This window comes from Gordonia sp. p3-SID1431 (assembly GCF_025143765.1).
GTDB lineage: Bacteria > Actinomycetota > Actinomycetes > Mycobacteriales > Mycobacteriaceae > Gordonia > Gordonia hongkongensis.
The window spans coordinates 32,773-51,263 of the sequence record NZ_JAMBDT010000032.1; the positions used below are offsets into that span (position 1 = coordinate 32,773).

Annotated in this window: 19 protein-coding genes; 13 read left to right on the forward strand and 6 right to left on the reverse strand. The window is 69.7% G+C overall.

All coding sequences use genetic code 11. The features are described from left to right. Positions 1 to 203: 203 nt before the first annotated feature. Both M4D77_RS10475 and M4D77_RS10480 read right to left on the reverse strand, forming a co-directional pair. Positions 204 to 1,193, reverse strand: a complete 990-nt coding sequence (locus tag M4D77_RS10475; RefSeq protein ID WP_065629562.1) for a 3-hydroxybutyryl-CoA dehydrogenase — start codon at positions 1,191 to 1,193, stop codon at positions 204 to 206. Further along, positions 1,190 to 2,299, reverse strand: coding sequence for an NAD/NADP-dependent octopine/nopaline dehydrogenase family protein (locus M4D77_RS10480; RefSeq protein ID WP_065629563.1), 1,110 nt, complete (start codon positions 2,297 to 2,299; stop codon positions 1,190 to 1,192). The genes M4D77_RS10475 and M4D77_RS10480 overlap by 4 nt, the downstream gene beginning before the upstream one ends. 134 nt (positions 2,300 to 2,433) lie before the next feature. Here M4D77_RS10480 and M4D77_RS10485 point away from each other — a divergent pair, with 134 nt between their 5' ends. From M4D77_RS10485 to M4D77_RS10510, 6 genes are read left to right on the forward strand one after another with little or no spacing between them, the layout of a single operon-like run. Beyond that, positions 2,434 to 3,420: an Lrp/AsnC family transcriptional regulator gene (locus M4D77_RS10485; RefSeq protein WP_259936172.1), complete on the forward strand. Its 987-nt coding sequence runs from the start codon at positions 2,434 to 2,436 to the stop codon at positions 3,418 to 3,420. After that, positions 3,417 to 4,094 carry a YoaK family protein gene (locus M4D77_RS10490; protein WP_101819762.1) on the forward strand — a complete coding sequence of 226 codons (678 nt, stop codon included), beginning with the start codon at positions 3,417 to 3,419 and terminating at the stop codon, positions 4,092 to 4,094. Before M4D77_RS10485 ends, M4D77_RS10490 begins: the two co-directional genes overlap by 4 nt. Then, positions 4,091 to 5,092, forward strand: a complete 1,002-nt coding sequence (locus tag M4D77_RS10495) for a D-2-hydroxyacid dehydrogenase (protein ID WP_159371437.1) — start codon at positions 4,091 to 4,093, stop codon at positions 5,090 to 5,092. The genes M4D77_RS10490 and M4D77_RS10495 overlap by 4 nt, the downstream gene beginning before the upstream one ends. 37 nt (positions 5,093 to 5,129) lie before the next feature. Beyond that, positions 5,130 to 6,041 carry a hypothetical protein gene (locus M4D77_RS10500; RefSeq protein ID WP_068971820.1) on the forward strand — a complete coding sequence of 304 codons (912 nt, stop codon included), beginning with the start codon at positions 5,130 to 5,132 and terminating at the stop codon, positions 6,039 to 6,041. Positions 6,042 to 6,079: 38 nt separating this feature from the next. Further along, the gene (pyrE, locus tag M4D77_RS10505) at positions 6,080 to 6,658 is read left to right on the forward strand and encodes an orotate phosphoribosyltransferase (RefSeq protein ID WP_259936173.1); all 579 of its coding nucleotides are present in this window, start codon (positions 6,080 to 6,082) and stop codon (positions 6,656 to 6,658) included. Further along, complete coding sequence (locus M4D77_RS10510; RefSeq protein ID WP_259936174.1) at positions 6,651 to 7,352, forward strand: RNA methyltransferase; 702 nt, start codon at positions 6,651 to 6,653, stop codon at positions 7,350 to 7,352. Before pyrE ends, M4D77_RS10510 begins: the two co-directional genes overlap by 8 nt. Positions 7,353 to 7,471: 119 nt before the next feature. Here M4D77_RS10510 and M4D77_RS10515 read toward each other — a convergent pair whose 3' ends face one another. After that, a complete protein-coding gene (locus M4D77_RS10515) occupies positions 7,472 to 8,206 on the reverse strand; it encodes a VTT domain-containing protein (protein WP_068971817.1) in 735 nt (244 codons plus the stop codon). A gap of 227 nt (positions 8,207 to 8,433) precedes the next feature. Between M4D77_RS10515 and fbaA the strand changes: the two genes are divergently transcribed. Continuing rightward, on the forward strand, positions 8,434 to 9,471 hold the full coding sequence (gene fbaA, locus M4D77_RS10520; RefSeq protein ID WP_065629627.1) for a class II fructose-bisphosphate aldolase: 1,038 nt from the start codon (positions 8,434 to 8,436) through the stop codon (positions 9,469 to 9,471). 90 nt (positions 9,472 to 9,561) lie between these two features. On the opposite strand, the gene M4D77_RS10525 is transcribed toward fbaA, so the two are convergent. Together M4D77_RS10525 and M4D77_RS10530 are read right to left on the reverse strand one after the other, a co-directional pair. After that, positions 9,562 to 9,855, reverse strand: a complete 294-nt coding sequence (locus tag M4D77_RS10525) for a hypothetical protein (RefSeq protein WP_189340127.1) — start codon at positions 9,853 to 9,855, stop codon at positions 9,562 to 9,564. After that, a complete protein-coding gene (locus tag M4D77_RS10530) occupies positions 9,852 to 11,645 on the reverse strand; it encodes a hypothetical protein (protein WP_259936175.1) in 1,794 nt (597 codons plus the stop codon). The genes M4D77_RS10525 and M4D77_RS10530 overlap by 4 nt, the downstream gene beginning before the upstream one ends. 379 nt (positions 11,646 to 12,024) lie before the next feature. On the opposite strand from M4D77_RS10530, the gene M4D77_RS10535 reads away from it, so the two are divergent. The 5 genes from M4D77_RS10535 (at position 12,025) to M4D77_RS10555 (ending at position 16,949) form a co-directional block, all read left to right on the forward strand. Next, on the forward strand, positions 12,025 to 12,477 hold the full coding sequence (locus tag M4D77_RS10535; protein ID WP_065629570.1) for a DUF3151 domain-containing protein: 453 nt from the start codon (positions 12,025 to 12,027) through the stop codon (positions 12,475 to 12,477). Positions 12,478 to 12,519: 42 nt separating this feature from the next. Next, complete coding sequence (locus M4D77_RS10540) at positions 12,520 to 13,644, forward strand: aromatic acid exporter family protein (RefSeq protein ID WP_086533916.1); 1,125 nt, start codon at positions 12,520 to 12,522, stop codon at positions 13,642 to 13,644. Between the two features lie 48 nt (positions 13,645 to 13,692). Beyond that, a complete protein-coding gene (locus M4D77_RS10545) occupies positions 13,693 to 14,607 on the forward strand; it encodes a cation diffusion facilitator family transporter (protein ID WP_086533915.1) in 915 nt (304 codons plus the stop codon). 49 nt (positions 14,608 to 14,656) lie between these two features. Further along, positions 14,657 to 15,481 carry a polysaccharide deacetylase family protein gene (locus M4D77_RS10550; RefSeq protein ID WP_259936176.1) on the forward strand — a complete coding sequence of 275 codons (825 nt, stop codon included), beginning with the start codon at positions 14,657 to 14,659 and terminating at the stop codon, positions 15,479 to 15,481. Positions 15,482 to 15,596: 115 nt separating this feature from the next. Then, positions 15,597 to 16,949 (forward strand): MFS transporter, encoded by a 1,353-nt coding sequence (locus M4D77_RS10555; RefSeq protein ID WP_259936177.1) that lies wholly within the window; start codon positions 15,597 to 15,599, stop codon positions 16,947 to 16,949. 8 nt (positions 16,950 to 16,957) lie between these two features. Here the strand turns inward: M4D77_RS10555 and M4D77_RS10560 are convergent, their stop codons facing one another. Next, on the reverse strand, positions 16,958 to 17,614 hold the full coding sequence (locus M4D77_RS10560) for a hypothetical protein (RefSeq protein ID WP_259936178.1): 657 nt from the start codon (positions 17,612 to 17,614) through the stop codon (positions 16,958 to 16,960). Between the two features lie 81 nt (positions 17,615 to 17,695). On the opposite strand from M4D77_RS10560, the gene M4D77_RS10565 reads away from it, so the two are divergent. After that, on the forward strand, positions 17,696 to 18,491 hold a 796-nt coding region (locus M4D77_RS10565; RefSeq protein ID WP_259936179.1), incomplete at its 3' end, for an adenylosuccinate synthetase.

Below are 18,491 nucleotides of genomic sequence, written 5' to 3' on the forward strand. Positions count from 1 at the left end.
GATCACTCCTCATCGGTGGGCGAACGGACCCTCGAGGCCGTCGTTCGTTGGCTGTACTCGTGGATGGATCGATTGTGTCGAACCCGCGAGGCGGTGGGAATCGGGAAAAGCTTTACCGCGCTCAGCTATTGGCCGCGTTCGGGCACGCTTCACCGCGCCACCGGAACCGGGTCCGGTGGCGGGTGAGGTCGTCGCCCGATCCGTCAGTCGGCCGTGCTGAACTCCTCGTGCCGGGCGAGACGCCCGACCGCGTCGAGTACGCGGGCGAAGTCGGCGATCCGCTGTGCGCGGTAGTCGGCCACGGTGGCCGGGTCGAACTCGTAAAAGCCTGCGCCGTCGGATATCCCACGACGCCCAGAGGTCATGTTGGACTCGACCAGCGGGGCGGGCGCGAACCGCTCGCCGAGTTCACCACGCAGGTAATTCGACGCGTGGAACAAGGTGTCGCAACCACCCCAGTCGATGAACTCGAGCAGGCCGAGAACCGCGAAGCGCGAGCCGAATCCGATGCGCACCGCGGTGTCGATGTCCTCGGCGCTAGCCACCCCCTCGTCGACCATCCGGGCCGCCTCGTTCATCACGAGCGCCTGCAGCCGGGGCACGATGTACCCGGGCGACGGGGCGCACACGACGGGTACCTTGCCGACCGCGACGAGCAGGTCGCGGGTGGCGTCGACGACCCCGCGGCCGGTGGCGGTGCCCGGCGCGACCTCGACGAGCGGCATGAGGTCAGCCGGATTCAGCCAGTGCGCGTTGAGGAATCGCTCCGGGGCCGACAACGCCCCGGCGAGCTCGTCGACGAGGAAGCTCGAGGTGGTCGACGCGATGGGGACGGTGTCGCCGACCATCGCCTCGATCCACGCGAGCGCGTCGCGCTTGATCTCGGCGACCTCGGGTACCGCCTCGAACACCAGATCGGCGCCGGCCATCGGACCCAGGGCGTCGACCTCGCCGACGACGGTGACCAGCGCCGCGACGTCGTCGAGGTCCTCGATCGCCAGCAGGCCGAGCGTGACCTTGTGCGCCAGTGCCTGACGGACCGCGGTGCGAACCCCGTCGAGGTAGGCCGCGGCGTCGGCACCGCGGTCGCGGAGGTCGACGACCGTGACCGACACGTTCCCGAAGGCCAGCGCGGCGGCGATGCCCTGACCCATCCGGCCGGCGCCGACGACGGCGACGTGGCGACCCGTCACTGGGCCGGTCCGTCGTGGAGCAGTGCCTGCATGCCGGACCGGTCGAGGTCGGCCAGTCCCAGGTTCTCCAGGGTCCGGCCGCCGGTTGCGGCCGGACGTCCGGTGACCGCGCCGGCGAGGGCGAGCAGGCCGTCGGCCACCGGCGTCGGTACCGACGCCCACCGCCCCACCGAGCTCAGCAGCGCCAGCCCGATCTCGACGTCCTCGGTCATGTAGCGGTGGGTGTGCAGGTCGATGTTCTCGCGCCAGTCGCCGCTGTCGGTGAGCTTCTCGTGGGCGGCATTGCCGTACATCCACTCGTCGCCGTCGGCGGTGTAGTGGTCGGCGAGCGGGAAGTGCGGTGCGCCGTAGCCGAGCGCCTCCCGGACCGCGATGCGTTCGGCGTCGAGCGCGGAGGTGACCCGCCGGATGGCGTCCTGGGTGCCCTCGTTGTGGATGTCCCACGACGGGAAGTGTTCCAGCGGACCGGCATTCATCAGGATCAGCGGCGGGTGGATGATCGGGCCGGCGTTCATGAGCGCGCCGCTGAGGGCGTCCTCGCTGCGTTCGACGGCGGGATAGACCTCACCGAGGACCGCCAGCGCCCGATCGGTGTGCCGGGCCGGGAACACTCCGGTGGGCAGACGGGTGGCGTACCCGCTGACGACGACCCGGGTGTCGCCGTGCTTGCGTGCGAGGTAGGGCAGGGTCCCAGTCTCGGCGAACGCGACGTCCGCGGGATTGCCGGCCGCGCGCACCGCCCGCGCGAAGACGAACGACCCGAAGCTGCCCGGCGGCAGGTAGACGACCTGGCCGTCGCGCAGGTGCGGGGCGAGCTGCCGCGCGAGCGACTCGTGGGCGAACGCCGGAACCGGCGCGACGATGACCTCGGCGTTGGACACCGCCTCGGCGAGGTCGGCGACGATCGAGATCCCGCCGCCCGCTCCGCCGTCGACGCCGATCTGCCGCCGGCCGCGGTGGTCGTCGATCTCGAGCGTGCCGCGCTCGACCAGGGACGAGAACGCTGCGCCGTCCCGTCGCCACCAGGTGACATGGTGGTCCTTCTCGCTGAGCTCGGCCGCGGCCGCATAAGAGCCGTGACCTCCGCCGATGACGCAGACCTTCACGAATCGTCCTCCTCGATCTCGGGCCGCTCAAGCGGCCACTGGGGTGTTGGGAGGAAACGTAGGAGCGCTGCCGCGGACTGTCCCGGCGTCTGCCGAAACCGAAAAAAGTTCACCTCGTGATGCAGGATTGTTGCGTGCCGGACGACCTCGATTATCAGATCGTTCACGCTCTGCAGGTCGCGCCGAGGGCGCCGTGGGGCGTCGTCGGCGACGTCGTGGGCGTGAGCGCGGCGACCGCGGCCCGACGCTGGGAGCGGCTCGTCGACAGCGGTCTCGCCTGGATCGTGACCTATCCCGGGGCCGCGTACCTGAACACCCGCTGCAGCGCGTTCGTCGAGGTCCAGACCTCGTCACGGCGTGCGGCGCTCGTCGAGCGGTTGTCGGCGGACCGGCACGTGGCCACCATCCAGCGCACCGCGGGCGACGGCGACCTGCTGCTGACCGTGATGGTCCCCGATCTCGGCTTCCTCGGCGACTGGGTGCAGCGACTCGCCGACCTCGAGGGGGTCGCCCGGACCCGGACGAGGGTGGTGATGCGTGTCTTCGGCGAGAGCGAACGCTGGCGGGTGCACACACTGTCCGACGCCGAGGAGTCGGTGCTCGCCGAGCACCGACCCGAGCACCGCCCGCTGGCGCACGAACCCGATGAGATGGATCTGAAGCTCATCGCCGCCCTGGCGCAGGACGGCCGGCGTTCGGCGGTCGATCTGGCGACCGCGAGTGGTCTGAGCGCGCCGACCGTCCGGCGTCGGCTGACCGCACTCGTCGCCGAACGCGTCCTGTCGATCAGATGCGAGGTGTCGCACGTGATCAGCGGATGGCCCGTCACGGCGAACGTCTGGGCGCGGGCGTCGTCGAGGTCGATCTCGGCGCTCGTCGACGCGCTCGACGAACTACCCCAGGTACGGGTCTGCTGTGAGGTCACCGGTACCGCGAACATCCTGATGGCTGTCTGGCTGCACACCGTCGGCGAACTGTCCGAGTTCGAGCAGCAGCTCGAGAGCCGGGTGCCGGGACTCGTCGTCGCCGACCGCTCGGTCACGCTGGAGACCCCGAAGCGACTGGGTTCGCTGCTCGACCGGTCGGGGTGCCGGACCGGTTCGATCCCGGTGGTCCTGTGACCACGTCGACGTCGCTGCGCTTCGCCCTGCTGATCACCGCGGCGTGCGGTTTTCTCGACAGCTACACGTATCTGTCCCGGGGCGGGGTGTTCGCCAACGCCCAGACCGGGAACGTCATCCTGCTCGCGCTGAATCTGTCGGAGCAGCACTGGTATCAGGCCTCCGGTCATCTCTGGCCGATCCTCGCGTTCCTCGTCGGCGTCGTGCTGGCGGTGCACGTGAAGGCCGGCCGCTTCGACCATCTCCTCGTGTACCCGATCCGCGTGACGATGGCGCTGCAGGTGAGCATCCTCGTCGTGATCGGCTTCGTCCCCACCTCCGTCCCGCACTCGTTCGTCACCATCCCCATCTCGTTCATCACCGCCATGCAGATCGAGTTGTTCCGCAACATCGGCGATCTCAACTACATCGCGGTGGCCACGACCGGGAATCTGATGCGCCTCGTGGAGGCCGGGTACGGCGTCACCGTCGACCGGGCCCCGGACGCGCGCAAGGCCCTGACGGTCTACGGCCGCGTGGTCGGGGTGTTCGCCGGCGGCGCACTCGTCGGGGCGGTCTGCACCCAGGTGATGGGTGGCCGCGCCGCCTGGGTGCCGGCGGGTTTCCTTGCGGTGACGCTGCTGCTCTTCGTCATCGACGAACGCACCGACCCGTCACCTACGGTGGGGTCATGACCCCACACGCGCCCGTGGTCGCCCTGCTGATCTCGCCCGACGATCCCCCGCCGGGCAACCTCGCCGAGCTCGAGAAGCTCGCGACGGTACGGCTCTGCACGGCCGACGATCTCGGCGCGGCCCTGCCGGGTGCGGACGTTCTCGTGTTGTGGGACTTCTTCTCCCGTGGCCTCGCCGACCACTGGGGCGCGGCCACGGCATCGTTGCGCTGGGTTCATGTGTGTGCGGCGGGCGTCGACTCGTTGCTCTTCGACGGGCTACGGGCCTCCGACGTCGTGGTGACCAACGCCCACGGCGTCTTCGACCGGCCGATCGCGGAGTTCGTCCTCGCCGCAGTCCTCGCGCGGCACAAGGGTTTACACGAATCGATGGCGCTGCAGCGCGATCATGAATGGCGACACCGCGAGACCGTGGCGACCCACCGCACCTCCGCTCTGGTGATCGGGACCGGCGGGATCGGCCGCGCGATCGCGAAACTGCTTCGCGCGGTGGGTGTCCGGGTGGTCGGGGCCGGCCGGACCGCTCGCGACTCGGATCCGGACTTCGGGCATGTCGTGGCCACCGACGATCTCGCCGCACAGGTCGGCGGATTCGACACCGTAGTCGCAATCGCGCCGCTGACCGAGCAGACCGCCGGGATGATCGACGCGACGGTGCTGGCGGCGATGAAACCCGGCGCCCACCTCGTCAACGTCGGCCGCGGCGAACTCGTCGACGAGGCGGCCCTCGTCGAGTCGCTCCGCTCGGGCCACCTCGGCGCGGCCACGCTCGACGTCTTCGTGACCGAGCCGCTGCCCGCCGACAGCCCGCTGTGGGATCTGCCCGGGGTCGCGATCTCGGCGCACATGAGCGGAGATGCCGTCGGATGGCGCGAGGCGCTGGCCGAGCAGGTCCTCGACAACCTGCGGCGCTATGTCGCGGCGGGTACCGCGGACCCGGCCGAGATGCTGGTCAACGTCGTCGACAAGGAACGCGGGTACATCCGGGTAGGCGGATGACCTCACCGCGGGACCGCCGATAGTAGGCTGTAGCGCGATGACCACCGTCTATTTCCTGATCGCCGCCGTGGCCCTACTGGGTGCGGGTGTCCTGTTGTGGCTCGACCGCCAGCGGTCGAGCGTCGCACGGCACCAGCGTGCGGTCTGGGGCGATGAGCACGAGTTCAAGTTCCGCGAGTCGGACACCAAGCTGCGCAAGGTCTTTCGGCGCGCCACGATGAACGTCGGCGACCACATCCCGGTCCAGGACGTCGCCTACGGCCACTACGCCGGGGTGGAGGCCGTGGTCTTCGACCTGGCCGAGACCGCGACCGTGATCGCCGTCCGACGCTCCTCACCCTCGCACGTCGTCGTCGACCTCCGGCACGAGGACGTCCTCGCGCCCGCCGAGGAAGACGTGGAACTGCTGGGCGCGATGGGCCCGCGCGTCATGTTCTCCAACAACCTCGACGTCGCCCGCCGGGTCTGCGACCGCCGCATGGTGGCCCTCGCCAACAAGGCGCCCGCGTTCGTCGAGGTCCTGTGGAACGAGGGCAACTGGGCGCTCGGCTCGATGCCGGTGACCAACGACCCGGCCAAGCTGAACACCGGCCTGGAGGTCGTCCGCCGGTTCGCCGATCTGCTCCGGGTGCTGCCGCCGATGCGAGAGCCGGAGGATTCACCCGATCCGCGCGACCCGCACGGACCCACGCGGGCCGAGCTCGCCGACGAGAAGACCGAGTCCCTCCGCGACAAGCGCCGTCGGCAGGCCGCCGGCACCTCGACGGCACCGGCGTCCCAGACCGGCGCGTCCGCAGATCCCGAGAGCCCGGCTGCGGCCCGCAAGCCCCCGGCCCCTTCAACCGGGGGCCGCCGGATGTCGCCGATGCCCGTCCGCGGGTCCGCCGGGACCTCCGACGACGCACCCCGCCGCGACACCGGCGAGCGGCCCAACCGGCACCGCAACTGATCGCCTGACGCTCCATGTTCGACCGAGAGGGAAGCCGCATGTCCTCGTCCGCCCCGGTTCCCGCCGAGACCCCGCAGGTCGATCCGACCGCGAAGGCACGGCTCGCCGAGCTCGTCCGCGACCTCGCCGTGGTCCACGGCAAGGTGACGCTGTCGTCGGGCAAGGAGGCCGACTACTACGTCGACCTGCGCCGCGCGACGCTGCACCACGAGGCGTCCCGCCTCATCGGCCGGTTGATGCGGGAACTGACCGCGGACTGGGACTACGTCGCCGTGGGCGGTCTCACCCTCGGGGCGGACCCGGTGGCGACGTCGATCATGCACGCCGACGGCCGGCCGATCGACGCCTTCGTCGTCCGCAAGGCGGCCAAGGCACACGGCATGCAACGCCAGATCGAGGGCCCCGACATCCTCGGTCGCGACGTGCTCGTCGTCGAGGACACCAGCACGACCGGCGCCTCTCCGTCGACGGCTGTCGAAGCCGTCCGCGGTATCGGCGGCAACGTCGTCGGAGTGGCCACTGTCGTCGACCGCGCGACCGGCGCGGACGCGGTCATCACGGGTCTCGGCGTGCCGTACCGCTCGCTCCTCGATCTCGGCGACCTCGGGCTTGACTGAGGCCGGCCCGGCGGGTTCCGCCGACGAGTCCGGCGCGGTACCCGGTCCCACCGAATGGCAGACCGGGCCGGCCGTGGGAGTCGGGCCCTGGGCCGTCGAACATCCCGGTGAACTCGCACCCGCCGACCCGCGCCTCGACGCCGAGTTGCTCGCCCACGGCGACACCCGCAACGTCGTCGACGCCTACCGGTACTGGTCGCGCGAGGCGATCGTCGCCGACATCGATGCCCGGCGGCATCCGCTGCACGTCGCCATCGAGAACTTCGCCCACGACGCCAACATCGGCACCGTGGTGCGCACCGCCAACGCCTTCGCGGTGGCCGCCGTCCACATCGTCGGACGACGTCGGTGGAATCGTCGCGGAGCGATGGTGACCGACCGCTATCAACACCTGATGCACCACGAGACGGTGGCAGATCTCATCGACTGGGCTCGTGACGAGGGACTGACCGTGGTGGCGGTCGACAACACGCCGGGAGCCCTGCCGCTCGAGACGGCGGATCTACCGCGCGACTGCGTGCTGGTCTTCGGGCAGGAGGGTCCGGGGGTCAGTGACGACGCGCAGCGCGCGGCCGACCTCACCGTGTCGATTGCGCAATTCGGTTCGACGCGCAGTATCAACGCGGGCGTCGCGGCCGGGATCGCCATGCACGCGTGGGTCCGTCAGCACGCGGAACTCGACGCCGCGTGGTGACGGGCGCGGGTGGCTTCGACTCGGCGCCGCGACCTCGACGCGCTCCTTCGTCGCTTGCTCGGCCCGGCGGCTTCGCTCGGGGCCGGCTCAACCAGCGGGGGTAGGCGTGGTGACGGAGCTCAACCAGCGGGAGGGGCGGAGTTGTTGGCCTCGTCGGAGGCGGGGAGGGGCTCCTCCTCGACGACCTTCTTCCGCGAGCGCAGGATGCGCTTGACGATCTCGGAGATGATCGGCAGCACCGAGATGAAGACGATGAACAGGAAGATGTAATCGATGTTGTCGCGGATGAACTCGATCTGGCCCAGGAAGTAGCCGAGCAGGGTGACACCCGCGCCCCAGGCGATCGCGCCGACGATGTTGTACGTGAGGAAGATCGGGTACCGCATCTTCGCGGCGCCGGCGACGAGCGGCGCATAGGTGCGCACGATCGGGACGAAACGCGCGAGGATGATCGTCACCGGGCCGTGCTTCTCGAAGAACTCGTGCGCTTCCTCGATGTAGACCTGCTTCAGGATCTTCGCGTCCGGCCGGAACAGCGAGTACCCCGCCTTCTTGCCGATCCAGTAGCCGACCTGGTCGCCCAGGAACGCCGCGATGGGGATCAGGACGAGCAGCACCCACAGCGGGGCGAAGGGCTCGATCTCCGCCGACTTCGCCGCGACGATGAGGCCCGCGGTGAAGAGCAGCGAGTCGCCGGGGAGCAGCGGGAACAGCAGACCCGACTCGATGAACACGACCAGCAGCAGACCGGCCAGCATCCACGTGCCGAACGAATTCAGCAGGTTCACCGGATCCAGGAATCCCGGTAGCAGCGCCAGGTTGGTGGTCGTGGTGGCAAGTGCGGAGTCGATCACGGGGAGCCAGAGTACCTGCGCGTCCGTCGAGGACAGAATCTCACGGGTCCGCCACCGCCGTTTTCCAGCAGGTCCGGGCACGAATGGTGCCCGCGCCGGGCGATGTGGCACCTGCCATACTGGGAGAAGTCCGGCCGCGGGAAGTCCGGCTGCTCGCCACCGAAACATCAGTCGACGGCGAGAGAACCCGAACACCAGAGCACATCACCACCCTGGAGGATTCGTCGATGCCCATTGCAACCCCGGAGCAGTACGCCGAGATGTTCGACAAGGCGAAGAAGGGCGGTTACGCATTCCCCGCGATCAACTGCACCTCGTCGTCGACGATCAACGCCGCGATCAAGGGTTTCGCCGATGCCGGCAGTGACGGGATCATCCAGTTCTCGACCGGCGGCGCCGAGTTCGGGTCCGGCCAGGGTGTCAAGGACATGGTGACCGGAGCGGTCGCCCTCGCCGAGTTCGCGCACGTCGTCGCGGCCAAGTACGACGTCCTGATCGGTCTGCACACCGATCACTGCCCCAAGGACAAGCTCGACACCTACGTCCGGCCGCTGCTGCAGATCTCGCAGGAGCGCGTCGACGCCGGTCGCAACCCGCTCTTCCAGTCGCACATGTGGGACGGCAGCGCCGTACCGCTCGACGAGAACCTGGAGATCGCCAAAGAACTGCTGGCCAAGGCGGGAGCGGCCAACATCATCCTGGAGATCGAGATCGGCGTGGTCGGCGGTGAGGAAGACGGCGTCGAGAACGAGATCAACGACAAGTTGTTCACCACCCCCGAGGACTTCGAGAAGACGATCGAGGCGCTCGGTGCCAGCGACTCCGGCAACCGCTACCTGCTCGCGGCGACCTTCGGCAACGTGCACGGCGTCTACAAGCCGGGCAACGTCAAGCTGCGTCCCGACGTCCTCAACACCGGCCAGGAGGTCGCGGCCAAGAAGCTCGGCCTCGGCGACGCCGCCAAGCCCTTCGACTTCGTGTTCCACGGCGGTTCGGGCTCGCTGAAGAGCGAGATCGACGAGGCCCTGAGCTACGGCGTCGTGAAGATGAACGTCGACACCGACACGCAGTACGCCTACAGCCGCCCGGTCGCCGGCCACATGTTCAGCAACTACGACGGTGTGCTGAAGGTCGACGGCGACGTCGGCAACAAGAAGGTCTACGACCCGCGTAGCTGGTCCAAGAAGGCCGAGACCAGCATGAGCGAGCGCGTCGTCGAGGCGTGCAACGACCTCAAGTCCAACGGCAAGTCCCTGACCGCCTGACGGTCACAAAGCACTCTGCCCGCACCCTGAAAGGGGTGCGGGCAGAACTGTTTTCAGGCTTGGAAGGCCCGGTCCCCTCGGCGGCCGGGTTCAGGTGATGGCGAGTCCGACGACGACCGCACCCGCGAGAGCGATCATCACGAGCGCCGCGATCACGACGGCCGGGTCGACACGCGACCGCGATCGCCGCGGCGGCTCGACCGCATAGGGCCGGATTCGATTGCTCGGTACCCGGCTCTGCCCTACGAGACGGTTGTCCGCGGCGGGACGCGGCCGCGGCGTCGATGCGGCGGGTGCCACCGGACGGGACGGCGGGGTGTAGAAACCCGGCGCGGAGCGGCCACCCGGTCCGGGCGGCGGGCCCGGCCGGTGTCCGCTCGTCACGTGGGGTTGCACACCTTCCAGTCGTCGCCGTCGCGCTGCAGGTTCAGCGTGACGGTTTCGGGCTGGTCCGGGGCGTTGGTGTGCACCGCGACGACTTCGACGACAGCCTGATTGCCGCCCTCGACGACCCGGACCGCGTTGATTCCCTGCGTCTGTACGAGCTCGTTGCGAGACCGCTGGGCCTCGTAGGTCCGCTCGTACGCGGCGTCGTCGAAGTCGGTGTAGAACGCATTGAGTTCACCGCAGGTGACCGATCGCAGGGTCTCGAGGTCGCCCTCGTAGAGCGCGGTGGTGTAGTCCATGGCCACGGTCGCGGCTTCGTCCGCGGGCGCCGGTGCCTGCAGGCTGCTGTAGGCGAAGATACCGCCGACGACGGCCACGATGGCCACCACGATCGCTGCCGCGGCGATCAGCAGACCCTTGCCGCGCTTCTTGCGCGGTGCCTTGGGGTCACTGCCCGGGATGACCTGGGGCTCCCGGTCGGTGGTCGTCCATCCGGCGGTCGACGCGGCCACGGCCGGCTCCGGGGTCGTCCGCGCGTCGTCGTCGGCCGGCGCGTCGGGCTCGGTCCGGGCTTTGGCGGCGGCGGATGCCGCTACTGCCGCCGGGATGACGGCCGTCGCCGCGTCCGAACCGGAGTCGTCCTCGTCCTCGGTGTCGGTGTCGGCGTTGTCCGGCTCGGTGGCGTCGGTGTTCTCGCCGGTCGGGACGGCGATCGCCTCGGTGGGGGAGTCGGCGTCGGAGTCAACGTCGGCGGCAGCGTCGGTCTCGGTCGGCGAGTCGACCTCCGTCACGGCCGAGTCGTCTGCTGTCGAGGCGTCTGCTGTCGCCGCGTCCGCGGGGGTCTCATCCTGGACAGGCTGTTCCGCGACCGGCTCCCCCGGTGCTGGTTCGGTCTCGACGCCGTCGGCCTCTGCGCCCTCTGCCTCTGCGCCCTCGGCTTCGGCCGGCTCGTCGTCGGCGTCCGACTCGGCGACGGGGTCCTGGTGAGCCTCTGCGTCGTCTGCTGTGGCCTCGTCCGTCGCTGCCTCGTCTGGAGCCACGTCGGTGTCCACGGACTCGGACTCGGACTCGTCGTCGGCGTCACGAGTCGTTCCGGCTGCCACGGCCGCAGCGCCCGCCGCGGCCACACCGGCGCTGACCGCGGTGCCCGTCGACGGGTCCGTGTCGTCGTCGGCAAGCGCCGGTTCGGCGGCCGCACCGGTGTCCTGATCCGACTCGGATTCGGGCGCAGACCCGGACTCGGTGGACGCGGTCTCGGCGTCGGAGCCCTCGGTCGTGGAGTCGGCGCTCGCTTCTCCGGCGGACGCTGCCTCGGGCCCCGGGGCCGTCGGGTCGATGTCGTCGAGGTCCTCGAGCTCAGCGGCGTCCGGGAGGTCCGAGCGACGGATGACGGTGGTCGCGGAGTCGCTCGGGCCGAGCCGGGCCGGCGCCGGCGGGGCGGCCTCGGCGTCGTCGGGCTCGGTCTTTTCGGTCTCCGCGGTGTCGGAGGCCTCGCTGAGCGGGTCGATGTCGTCCAGGTCCTCGAGGTCCTCGGCGGACGGGAGGTTGTCGCGGTTGATGATCTGGGTGGCGCCGTCGATCCCACGCCCCCCTCTCGGGGTGGGTGCCGCGGGCTGCTTCGCGGCCTTGTCCGTCGCCGCGTCCCTGTCCGTCGCGTCCCTGTCGGTCGCTGCCTTGCGCGTCGTGGTCTCCTCGGACGTGGACGCGTCTGTCGTGGACTCCGCTGGGGTCGCCTCGGTCGGGGCGGCCGTGTCGTCGGCGGTCTCGTTCTCGGTGGGATCGTCCACGGGTGGCTCGTGACCCTCTCTGCTGGTGCTGGGTGGAGCGGCGTCGGTGCCGGTCGGAACAGTATCGGGGGTCGGCCGCGTGTCCGTCTGACGAGCCCGGTGCTCGTCCCGCACCTGCTTGAGCGTCGACAGAGCCTTGGTGACAGCGGCTCTCGGCCTGTCGGATCGCGCCATCGACTGAATCACCCCGCATCTCGCCCGTGCACGACTACGGCCCGGCCGCCCGGCGTCGCCGTTCAGCGGCGGGCAGCAGGACCGATTGCGCCATTCACCCTAGCGAACGGCCCGGCGGTCCAGCACTAGGGCATTTGATCGAATGGGCGCCGGCCGCCGCGAGCGAACGGCGTCGGAGTCCGCAGGCGGTGCTTGAATAGAGGACATGACGTCTTTCGGAGATCTACTCGGCCCGCAACCCGTTCTGCTCACCGGGGACGACGACGCCGAATCGGACCTGCTCAACGGCGCCGCGCCGGCCGCGGTCGCAGCCGCACACCCGACCGCCTCGATCGCCTGGGCCTACCTGGCCGAGGCGGCTCTCGAGTCGTCGAAGACGGCCTCCGCCGGCGACGACATCGACACCGCCGCGGTCATCGCGGCCTATGCCTACGCCCGGACCGGTTACCACCGCGGCCTCGATCAGCTACGACGACACGGCTGGAAGGGTTTCGGGCCAGTGCCGTGGAGCCATGAACCCAATCGCGGCTTCCTGCGGTGCGTCGGGGCGCTGGCCCGGGCCGCCGAACTGATCGGCGAGGAGGACGAGCACCTGCGGTGCCTCGATCTGCTCAATGACAGCGATCCACGCGCGGCCGCCGAACTCGGCCTCGTGTGATCGCACCGAGTCGACCGGTCACCCGCGGATGACATCCGCCTGATGGCATCGACTGCCGCGAACCCGTCGTATCCGCGCCGGGTGTTCAACGCGATGCCCGCGCCGCTGAAGAACCGGCTGCGCCGGTTACGCGTGTCGCTGGTGCCGATCGTCCAGTGTGCGCTGGCGGCGGGGGTGTCGTGGTGGATCGCGGTGGAGATCTTCATCCACCCCGACCCGTTCTTCGCGCCCATCGCCGCGGTGATCTCGCTGGGCCTGTCCCTGGGGCAGCGGTGGCGCCGGGCCGCCGAACTCGTCGGCGGTGTCGCGATCGGCATCCTCGTCGGCGATCTCTTCATCAGCCTGGTCGGTGAGGGGGCCTGGCAGATCATGGTCGTCGTCGCCCTGGCGATGACGGTGGCGGTCTTTCTCGACGACGGCCCGCTGGTCCCCATGCAGGCGGCGTCGTCGGCCGCGCTGGTCGCGACACTCCTCCCGCCCGGCGGCGTGGCGGGTTTCCATCGCGCGCTCGACGCGCTCATCGGCGGGCTGGTCGGCATCCTCGTCGGGGCGCTGCTGCCGGTGAACCCGGCGAGCCGGGCGCGCCGGGACGCGGCCGGCGTCCTGGCGACCGTGCGGGACGCGGCACGCCAGCTGGCCACCGGACTCCGCGAACGCGACGAGGAGCTCATCGCGGCCGCCCTGGAATCCGGTCGCGGGACGCAGGCCGCGATCAACAAGATGCGGTCGGACATGACCGGCGGACGCGAGGTCACAAGGATCTCACCGCTCTACTGGGGTTCGCGGATGCGGCTGGACCGGATCTCGGCCACCGCCGACCCGATCGACAACGCGGTCCGCAACTTCCGGATCATCGCGCGACGGTCGCTCGGCATGACCCAGCGGGGGGTGCCGGTGCTCCCCGAGCTGATCGAGATCATCGACGATCTCGCCGGCGCCTTCGAGGTGCTGCGCGCGATGATGATGGCCGACCCCGGCGAAGAACCCGACCAGGCCGACGCGGCCCGGGTCATCCGCAGCATCGTGCGCAAGGCCCGCATCGACCTGGTCACCAACAGCGATCTGTCGGAGGCCGCGCTGCTCGCCGAGATCCGTTCGCTGCTCGTCGACCTGCTGATGACCGCGGGTCTGCGCCGGTCCTCCGCGCTGGCGACGCTGCGGAGCTGACCAGCCTGTTGCCACATATGCGAACTTCTGCATATATTGACCGGCATCATGGGGCACTCACATTCGCACTCGCACGCGCCCGCCGCCGGGACCGCGGGGCAGCGTCGGCTCTGGCCGATGGTGCTGGCGGTCGGGCTGATCGGCAGCTACTTCGTCGTCGAGCTCGTCACCGGCATCCTGGTGAACTCGCTGGCGCTGATCGCCGACGCCGGACACATGCTGACCGATGTCGTCGCGCTCGTGATGGGCCTGATCGCGCTGTTGCTCGGCCGGCACGGGCGGATCACCGACACCCGTAGTTTCGGCTGGCATCGCGCCGAGGTGTTCACCGCGGTCGCCAACGCCGTGCTGCTGATGGGGGTCGCCGCCTTCGTGCTCTACGAGGCGGTCGAGCGGATCGGCAGCGATCCCCAGGTCCCGGGGCTCACCCTGATCGTCGTCGCGCTGGTGGGCCTCCTCGTGAACCTCGGGGTGATGCTGCTGTTGCGGGCCGACGCAAAGGAATCGATCGCGGTCCGCGGCGCCTACCTGGAGGTGCTGGCCGATGCCGTCGGCAGCGTCGGCGTACTGGTGGCCGGCATCGTCGCCATGACGACCGGTTGGGGGTACGCCGACATCGTCGTCGCGGTGCTGATCGCGCTGTGGGTGGTCCCGCGGGCAGTGCGGCTCGCGCTCGACGCGCTGCGGATCCTCAACCAGCAGGCGCCGGCCCACGTCGACGTCGAGGCGCTGCGGGCCGACCTGGCCGACATCCCCGTCGTCGACGACGTGCACGACCTCCATGTCTGGACGCTCACGACCGGGATGGACGTGGCCACCGTCCACCTCGGCAGCAGTCGGCCCAACGGTGAGGTGTTGCCCGCCGCGCAGGCCGTCCTGGCCCGTCACGGCCTCGAGCATGCGACGGTGCAGATCGATCCCGACGACCACCAGCGGCGATGTCGTGACGAGATGACCTGGTGACCGTGCGTCGTGGCGCCGTGAATGTCGGTTATGCCCTACATTGCGGCGAATGGAACGACGCGATTTTCTCGCGGTGCTCGCCGCCGGCACCGTGGGGGCTCTGACCTCGAGCGCCCTCGTGGGCTGCGCGACGCCGGTCCCGGCGGCCGAGATCGACCCGGCCGATGGGCCGTCCACCCCGCCGCGGCCGACCAGCACGACGCCCGTCCCGTCGTCGGGACTGTTGCCGCCGGCGGTCGGAACCCGCCGACCGCTGCCCGACGGGGCCATCACCGCACTGCCCGGTCCCGGCCGGTGTCTCGCGCTCACGGTCGACGACGGCGCGAGCTCGGAGGTGATCGGCGCCTATGTGAAGTTCGCCCGGGACACCGGCGCCCGGTTCACCTTCTTCGTCACCGGTTCGTTCGACGGCTGGACCGACCACCGCAGCACCCTGCGGCCGCTCGTCGAGTCCGGCCAGATCCAGCTGGGCAATCACACGTGGAGTCATCCCGCGCTCACCGAGCTGTCCTCGCGCGGGGTGGCCGACGAACTGCGCCGGACCAAACGGTTCCTCACCAACCAGTTCGGTGTCGACGGGACGCCGTACTATCGCCCGCCGTTCGGGTACCACAACGCAGGCGTCGACGCGGTGGCCGCCGACCTCGGTTACACGGTGCCGACCCTCTGGTACGGCTCGTTGTCCGACTCCGGCCTGATCACCGAGAGGTACCTCATCCGCTGCGCGCGCAAGTACTTCCGTCCGCAGAGCATCGTCATCGGCCACGCCAATCACGATCCGGTGACCAAGGTGTATCCGGAACTCGTCGAGATCATCCGAAATCGGAAGCTGCGCATGGTGACACTCGACGATTACTTCGCCGCGGGCCGCTGAGGTCCGACCGCACCTCCGGTGGCGGCGGCGAGGTGCGGACGCCGACCGCAACTTTTCGTTCACGCTGATTCGTAGTCGTCGGATCGGGTCGCCGCGTCGTTACCGTGTGTCGGTCATGGCTACCTCCACACTTCCACCCGTGCTCGCCGGCGAGACCGACGTCGAACGTCGCAAACGGCTCCGGACCGTCGTCGCCGCAAGCCTTCTCGGCACCACGGTCGAGTGGTACGACTTCTTCCTCTACGCGACCGCGGCGAGCCTCGTGTTCAACCAGTTGTTCTTCCCCGACCAGAGTTCGTTCGTCGGCACCCTGCTGTCCTTCGCGACGTTCGCGGTGGGCTTCGTCGTGCGCCCGATCGGCGGAGTCGTCTTCGGGCACATCGGTGATCGCATCGGCCGCAAGCGCACGCTCGCGATCACCATGGTGATGATGGGCGTCGCGACCGCCCTGATGGGTGTGCTGCCCACCGCCGAGACGGTCGGTGTGCTCGCCCCGATCCTCCTGCTTCTCCTGCGCATCGCGCAGGGTTTCGCGCTGGGCGGGGAGTGGGCAGGTGCGGTGCTGCTGTCGGTCGAGCACAGCCCGGACGGCAAGCGCGGTCTGTTCGGGAGCATCCCGCAGATCGGCCTTGCCCTCGGACTCGCCTTGGGCACCGGAGTGTTCGCGCTGCTGCAGGTGGCCCTCGACGAGCAGGCGTTCCTGACCTACGGCTGGCGCATCGCGTTCCTGGTGAGCATCGTCCTGGTGGTCATCGGGTTCGTCGTGCGGTTGAAGGTCGACGAGACGCCGGCGTTCGCCGAAGTGGCCGAGCTCGCCAAGAAGTCCACGGCACCACTGCGCGACGTCGTGGTCCCGCCGAACACGCGCAACACCGTCCTCGGCCTCCTCGCCCGGTGGGGTGAGGGGTCGGCCTTCAACACCTGGGGCGTCTTCGCGATCGCCTACGCGACCAGCGAACTCGACATGGAGAAGGTCCCGGTCCTGGTGGCCGTGACCATCGCCTCGCTCGTGATGGCGGCCCTGCTGCCGTTCTCCGGACTGCTCACGGACCGGTACGGCGCCAAGACGATCTACCTGATCGGGATCACCGCCTACGGCGTCGCGGTCTATCCGGTCTTCGCACTGTTCGGGACCTCGAACCTGCTGTGGTTCACCGTGGGACTGGTGATCGTCTTCGGGGTGATCCACGCACTCTTCTACGGCGCGCAGGGCACCCTGTTCGCGAGTCTGTACCCGACCCCGGTGCGGTACACCGGACTGTCGGTCGTCTACCAGTTCTCCGGCATCTACGCCTCGGGCCTGACGCCGCTGATCCTCACCGCGCTGATCGGGGCGGCCGGTGGGTCACCGTGGCTCGCCGCCGGCTACCTCGTGCTGACCGCGGTCATCAGTGTCGTGGCCACGACGCTCATCCGGCGCGACGATCTCCACCTCACGACGGGCCCGCAGGCGTGGCCGGTCGGCTGAGTCGCGGATCAGGGGCGCACCAGCAGGAGATCGGTGACGTGGCGGTAGAACGTCGACCGCTTGAGCACGCGCGGGTTCACGACGCCCTCGCGCTCGACGACGACGTTGGTGCCTCCCGTCTGGCACGCGCGCCCGGTGAACCACCTGCCCGGCAACAACATCCGCTCCACCTGCGCGCGGAGGCCGGGTGCGGTCACGGTCGGTTCGATGAGGATCGAACGCACCTCGCCGTCGAAAAGTCGCTCGTTGTCGACGTAGGTCTCACCGTGCAGCTTCGCGCCCTCGGCGCCCAGGTGACGCGCGCTGCCGACCATGACGGTCGCGGCGTCGTCGCGGATGAGCGGCACCGCGACCGCGGTGCCGTGTTCGGCGAGCTCGCGCGCCGCCGGCCCGTGCGGCAACCGGTAGCGACGCGTCGCGGGCGTGGCCTCGGCGGAGACGTATGCGATCTCGACGTCGAGTCGTTCGGTGACCATCAATGCGGCCAGCACCTGGGACAGGAAGATGTCGTTCTCGTGCGCCACGGTCGGTGCGAAGCGCTCCGCGACACGCGGCTCGACGACGAGTCGGGTGACGTCGGGATCGGTGAGGGCGTCGGCGACCGCGGCGCGGACGGCCTTGTTGTCGTCGGCGCGGCTGGTCTGGCTCAGAAGGGCAAACGGCACGCGGATAGCGTATCGAGCGCGCCGACCCAGTAGTGTTGGTCAGGTTTGGTCCCAAGCGCGCCACACAAAGGAGTACCGGACATGGCCGCGATCGTGCTTATCGGAGCCCAGTGGGGTGACGAGGGCAAAGGCAAAGCGACCGACCTCCTCGGAGGCCGGATCAACTGGGTTGTCCGCTACCAGGGTGGCAACAACGCCGGGCACACCGTCGTACTCCCCACCGGGGAATCCTTCGCGCTGCACCTCATCCCGTCCGGCATCCTGACGCCCGGCGTGCAGAACGTCATCGGCAACGGCGTGGTCGTCGACCCCGGCGTGCTGCTCACCGAGCTCGGTGGCCTCGAGGACCGCGACGTCGACACCTCCGGCCTGCTGATCTCCGCCGATGCGCATCTGCTCATGCCATACCACGTCGCGATCGACAAGGTCACCGAGCGTTTCCTGGGCAACAAGAAGATCGGGACCACGGGCCGCGGCATCGGTCCCTGCTACCAGGACAAGATCGCTCGCGTCGGCGTGCGCGTCGCCGACGTCCTCGACGAGAAGATCCTCACCCAGAAGGTCGAGGCGGCGCTCGAGCTGAAGAACCAGATCCTGGTCAAGATCTACAACCGCAAGGCCCTTGACCCGGCGCAGGTCGTCGACGAGGTCCTCGGGCAGGCCGAAGGATTCAAGCACCGCATCGCCGACACCCGGCTGCTGCTCAACCAGGCCCTGGAGAGCGGCGAGACGGTGCTGCTCGAGGGCTCCCAGGGCACCCTGCTCGATGTCGACCACGGCACCTATCCGTATGTGACGTCGTCCAATCCGACCGCCGGGGGGGGGGCCGGGGGGGCGCCCGCCCGGGCCGCCCCCCCCCCCCCGCCACTCGAGCGCC

Bases quoted from the DNA above. Each gene is read 5' to 3' on its own strand.
- M4D77_RS10495 (WP_159371437.1), top strand. From the start codon at position 4,091: ATGACCCCACACGCGCCCGTGGTCGCCCTGCTGATCTCGCCCGACGAT.
- M4D77_RS10500 (WP_068971820.1), top strand. From the start codon at position 5,130: ATGACCACCGTCTATTTCCTGATCGCCGCCGTGGCCCTACTGGGTGCG.
- pyrE (WP_259936173.1), top strand. From the start codon at position 6,080: ATGTCCTCGTCCGCCCCGGTTCCCGCCGAGACCCCGCAGGTCGATCCG.
- fbaA (WP_065629627.1), top strand. From the start codon at position 8,434: ATGCCCATTGCAACCCCGGAGCAGTACGCCGAGATGTTCGACAAGGCG.
- M4D77_RS10535 (WP_065629570.1), top strand. From the start codon at position 12,025: ATGACGTCTTTCGGAGATCTACTCGGCCCGCAACCCGTTCTGCTCACC.
- M4D77_RS10540 (WP_086533916.1), top strand. From the start codon at position 12,520: ATGGCATCGACTGCCGCGAACCCGTCGTATCCGCGCCGGGTGTTCAAC.
- M4D77_RS10545 (WP_086533915.1), top strand. From the start codon at position 13,693: ATGGGGCACTCACATTCGCACTCGCACGCGCCCGCCGCCGGGACCGCG.
- M4D77_RS10550 (WP_259936176.1), top strand. From the start codon at position 14,657: ATGGAACGACGCGATTTTCTCGCGGTGCTCGCCGCCGGCACCGTGGGG.
- M4D77_RS10555 (WP_259936177.1), top strand. From the start codon at position 15,597: ATGGCTACCTCCACACTTCCACCCGTGCTCGCCGGCGAGACCGACGTC.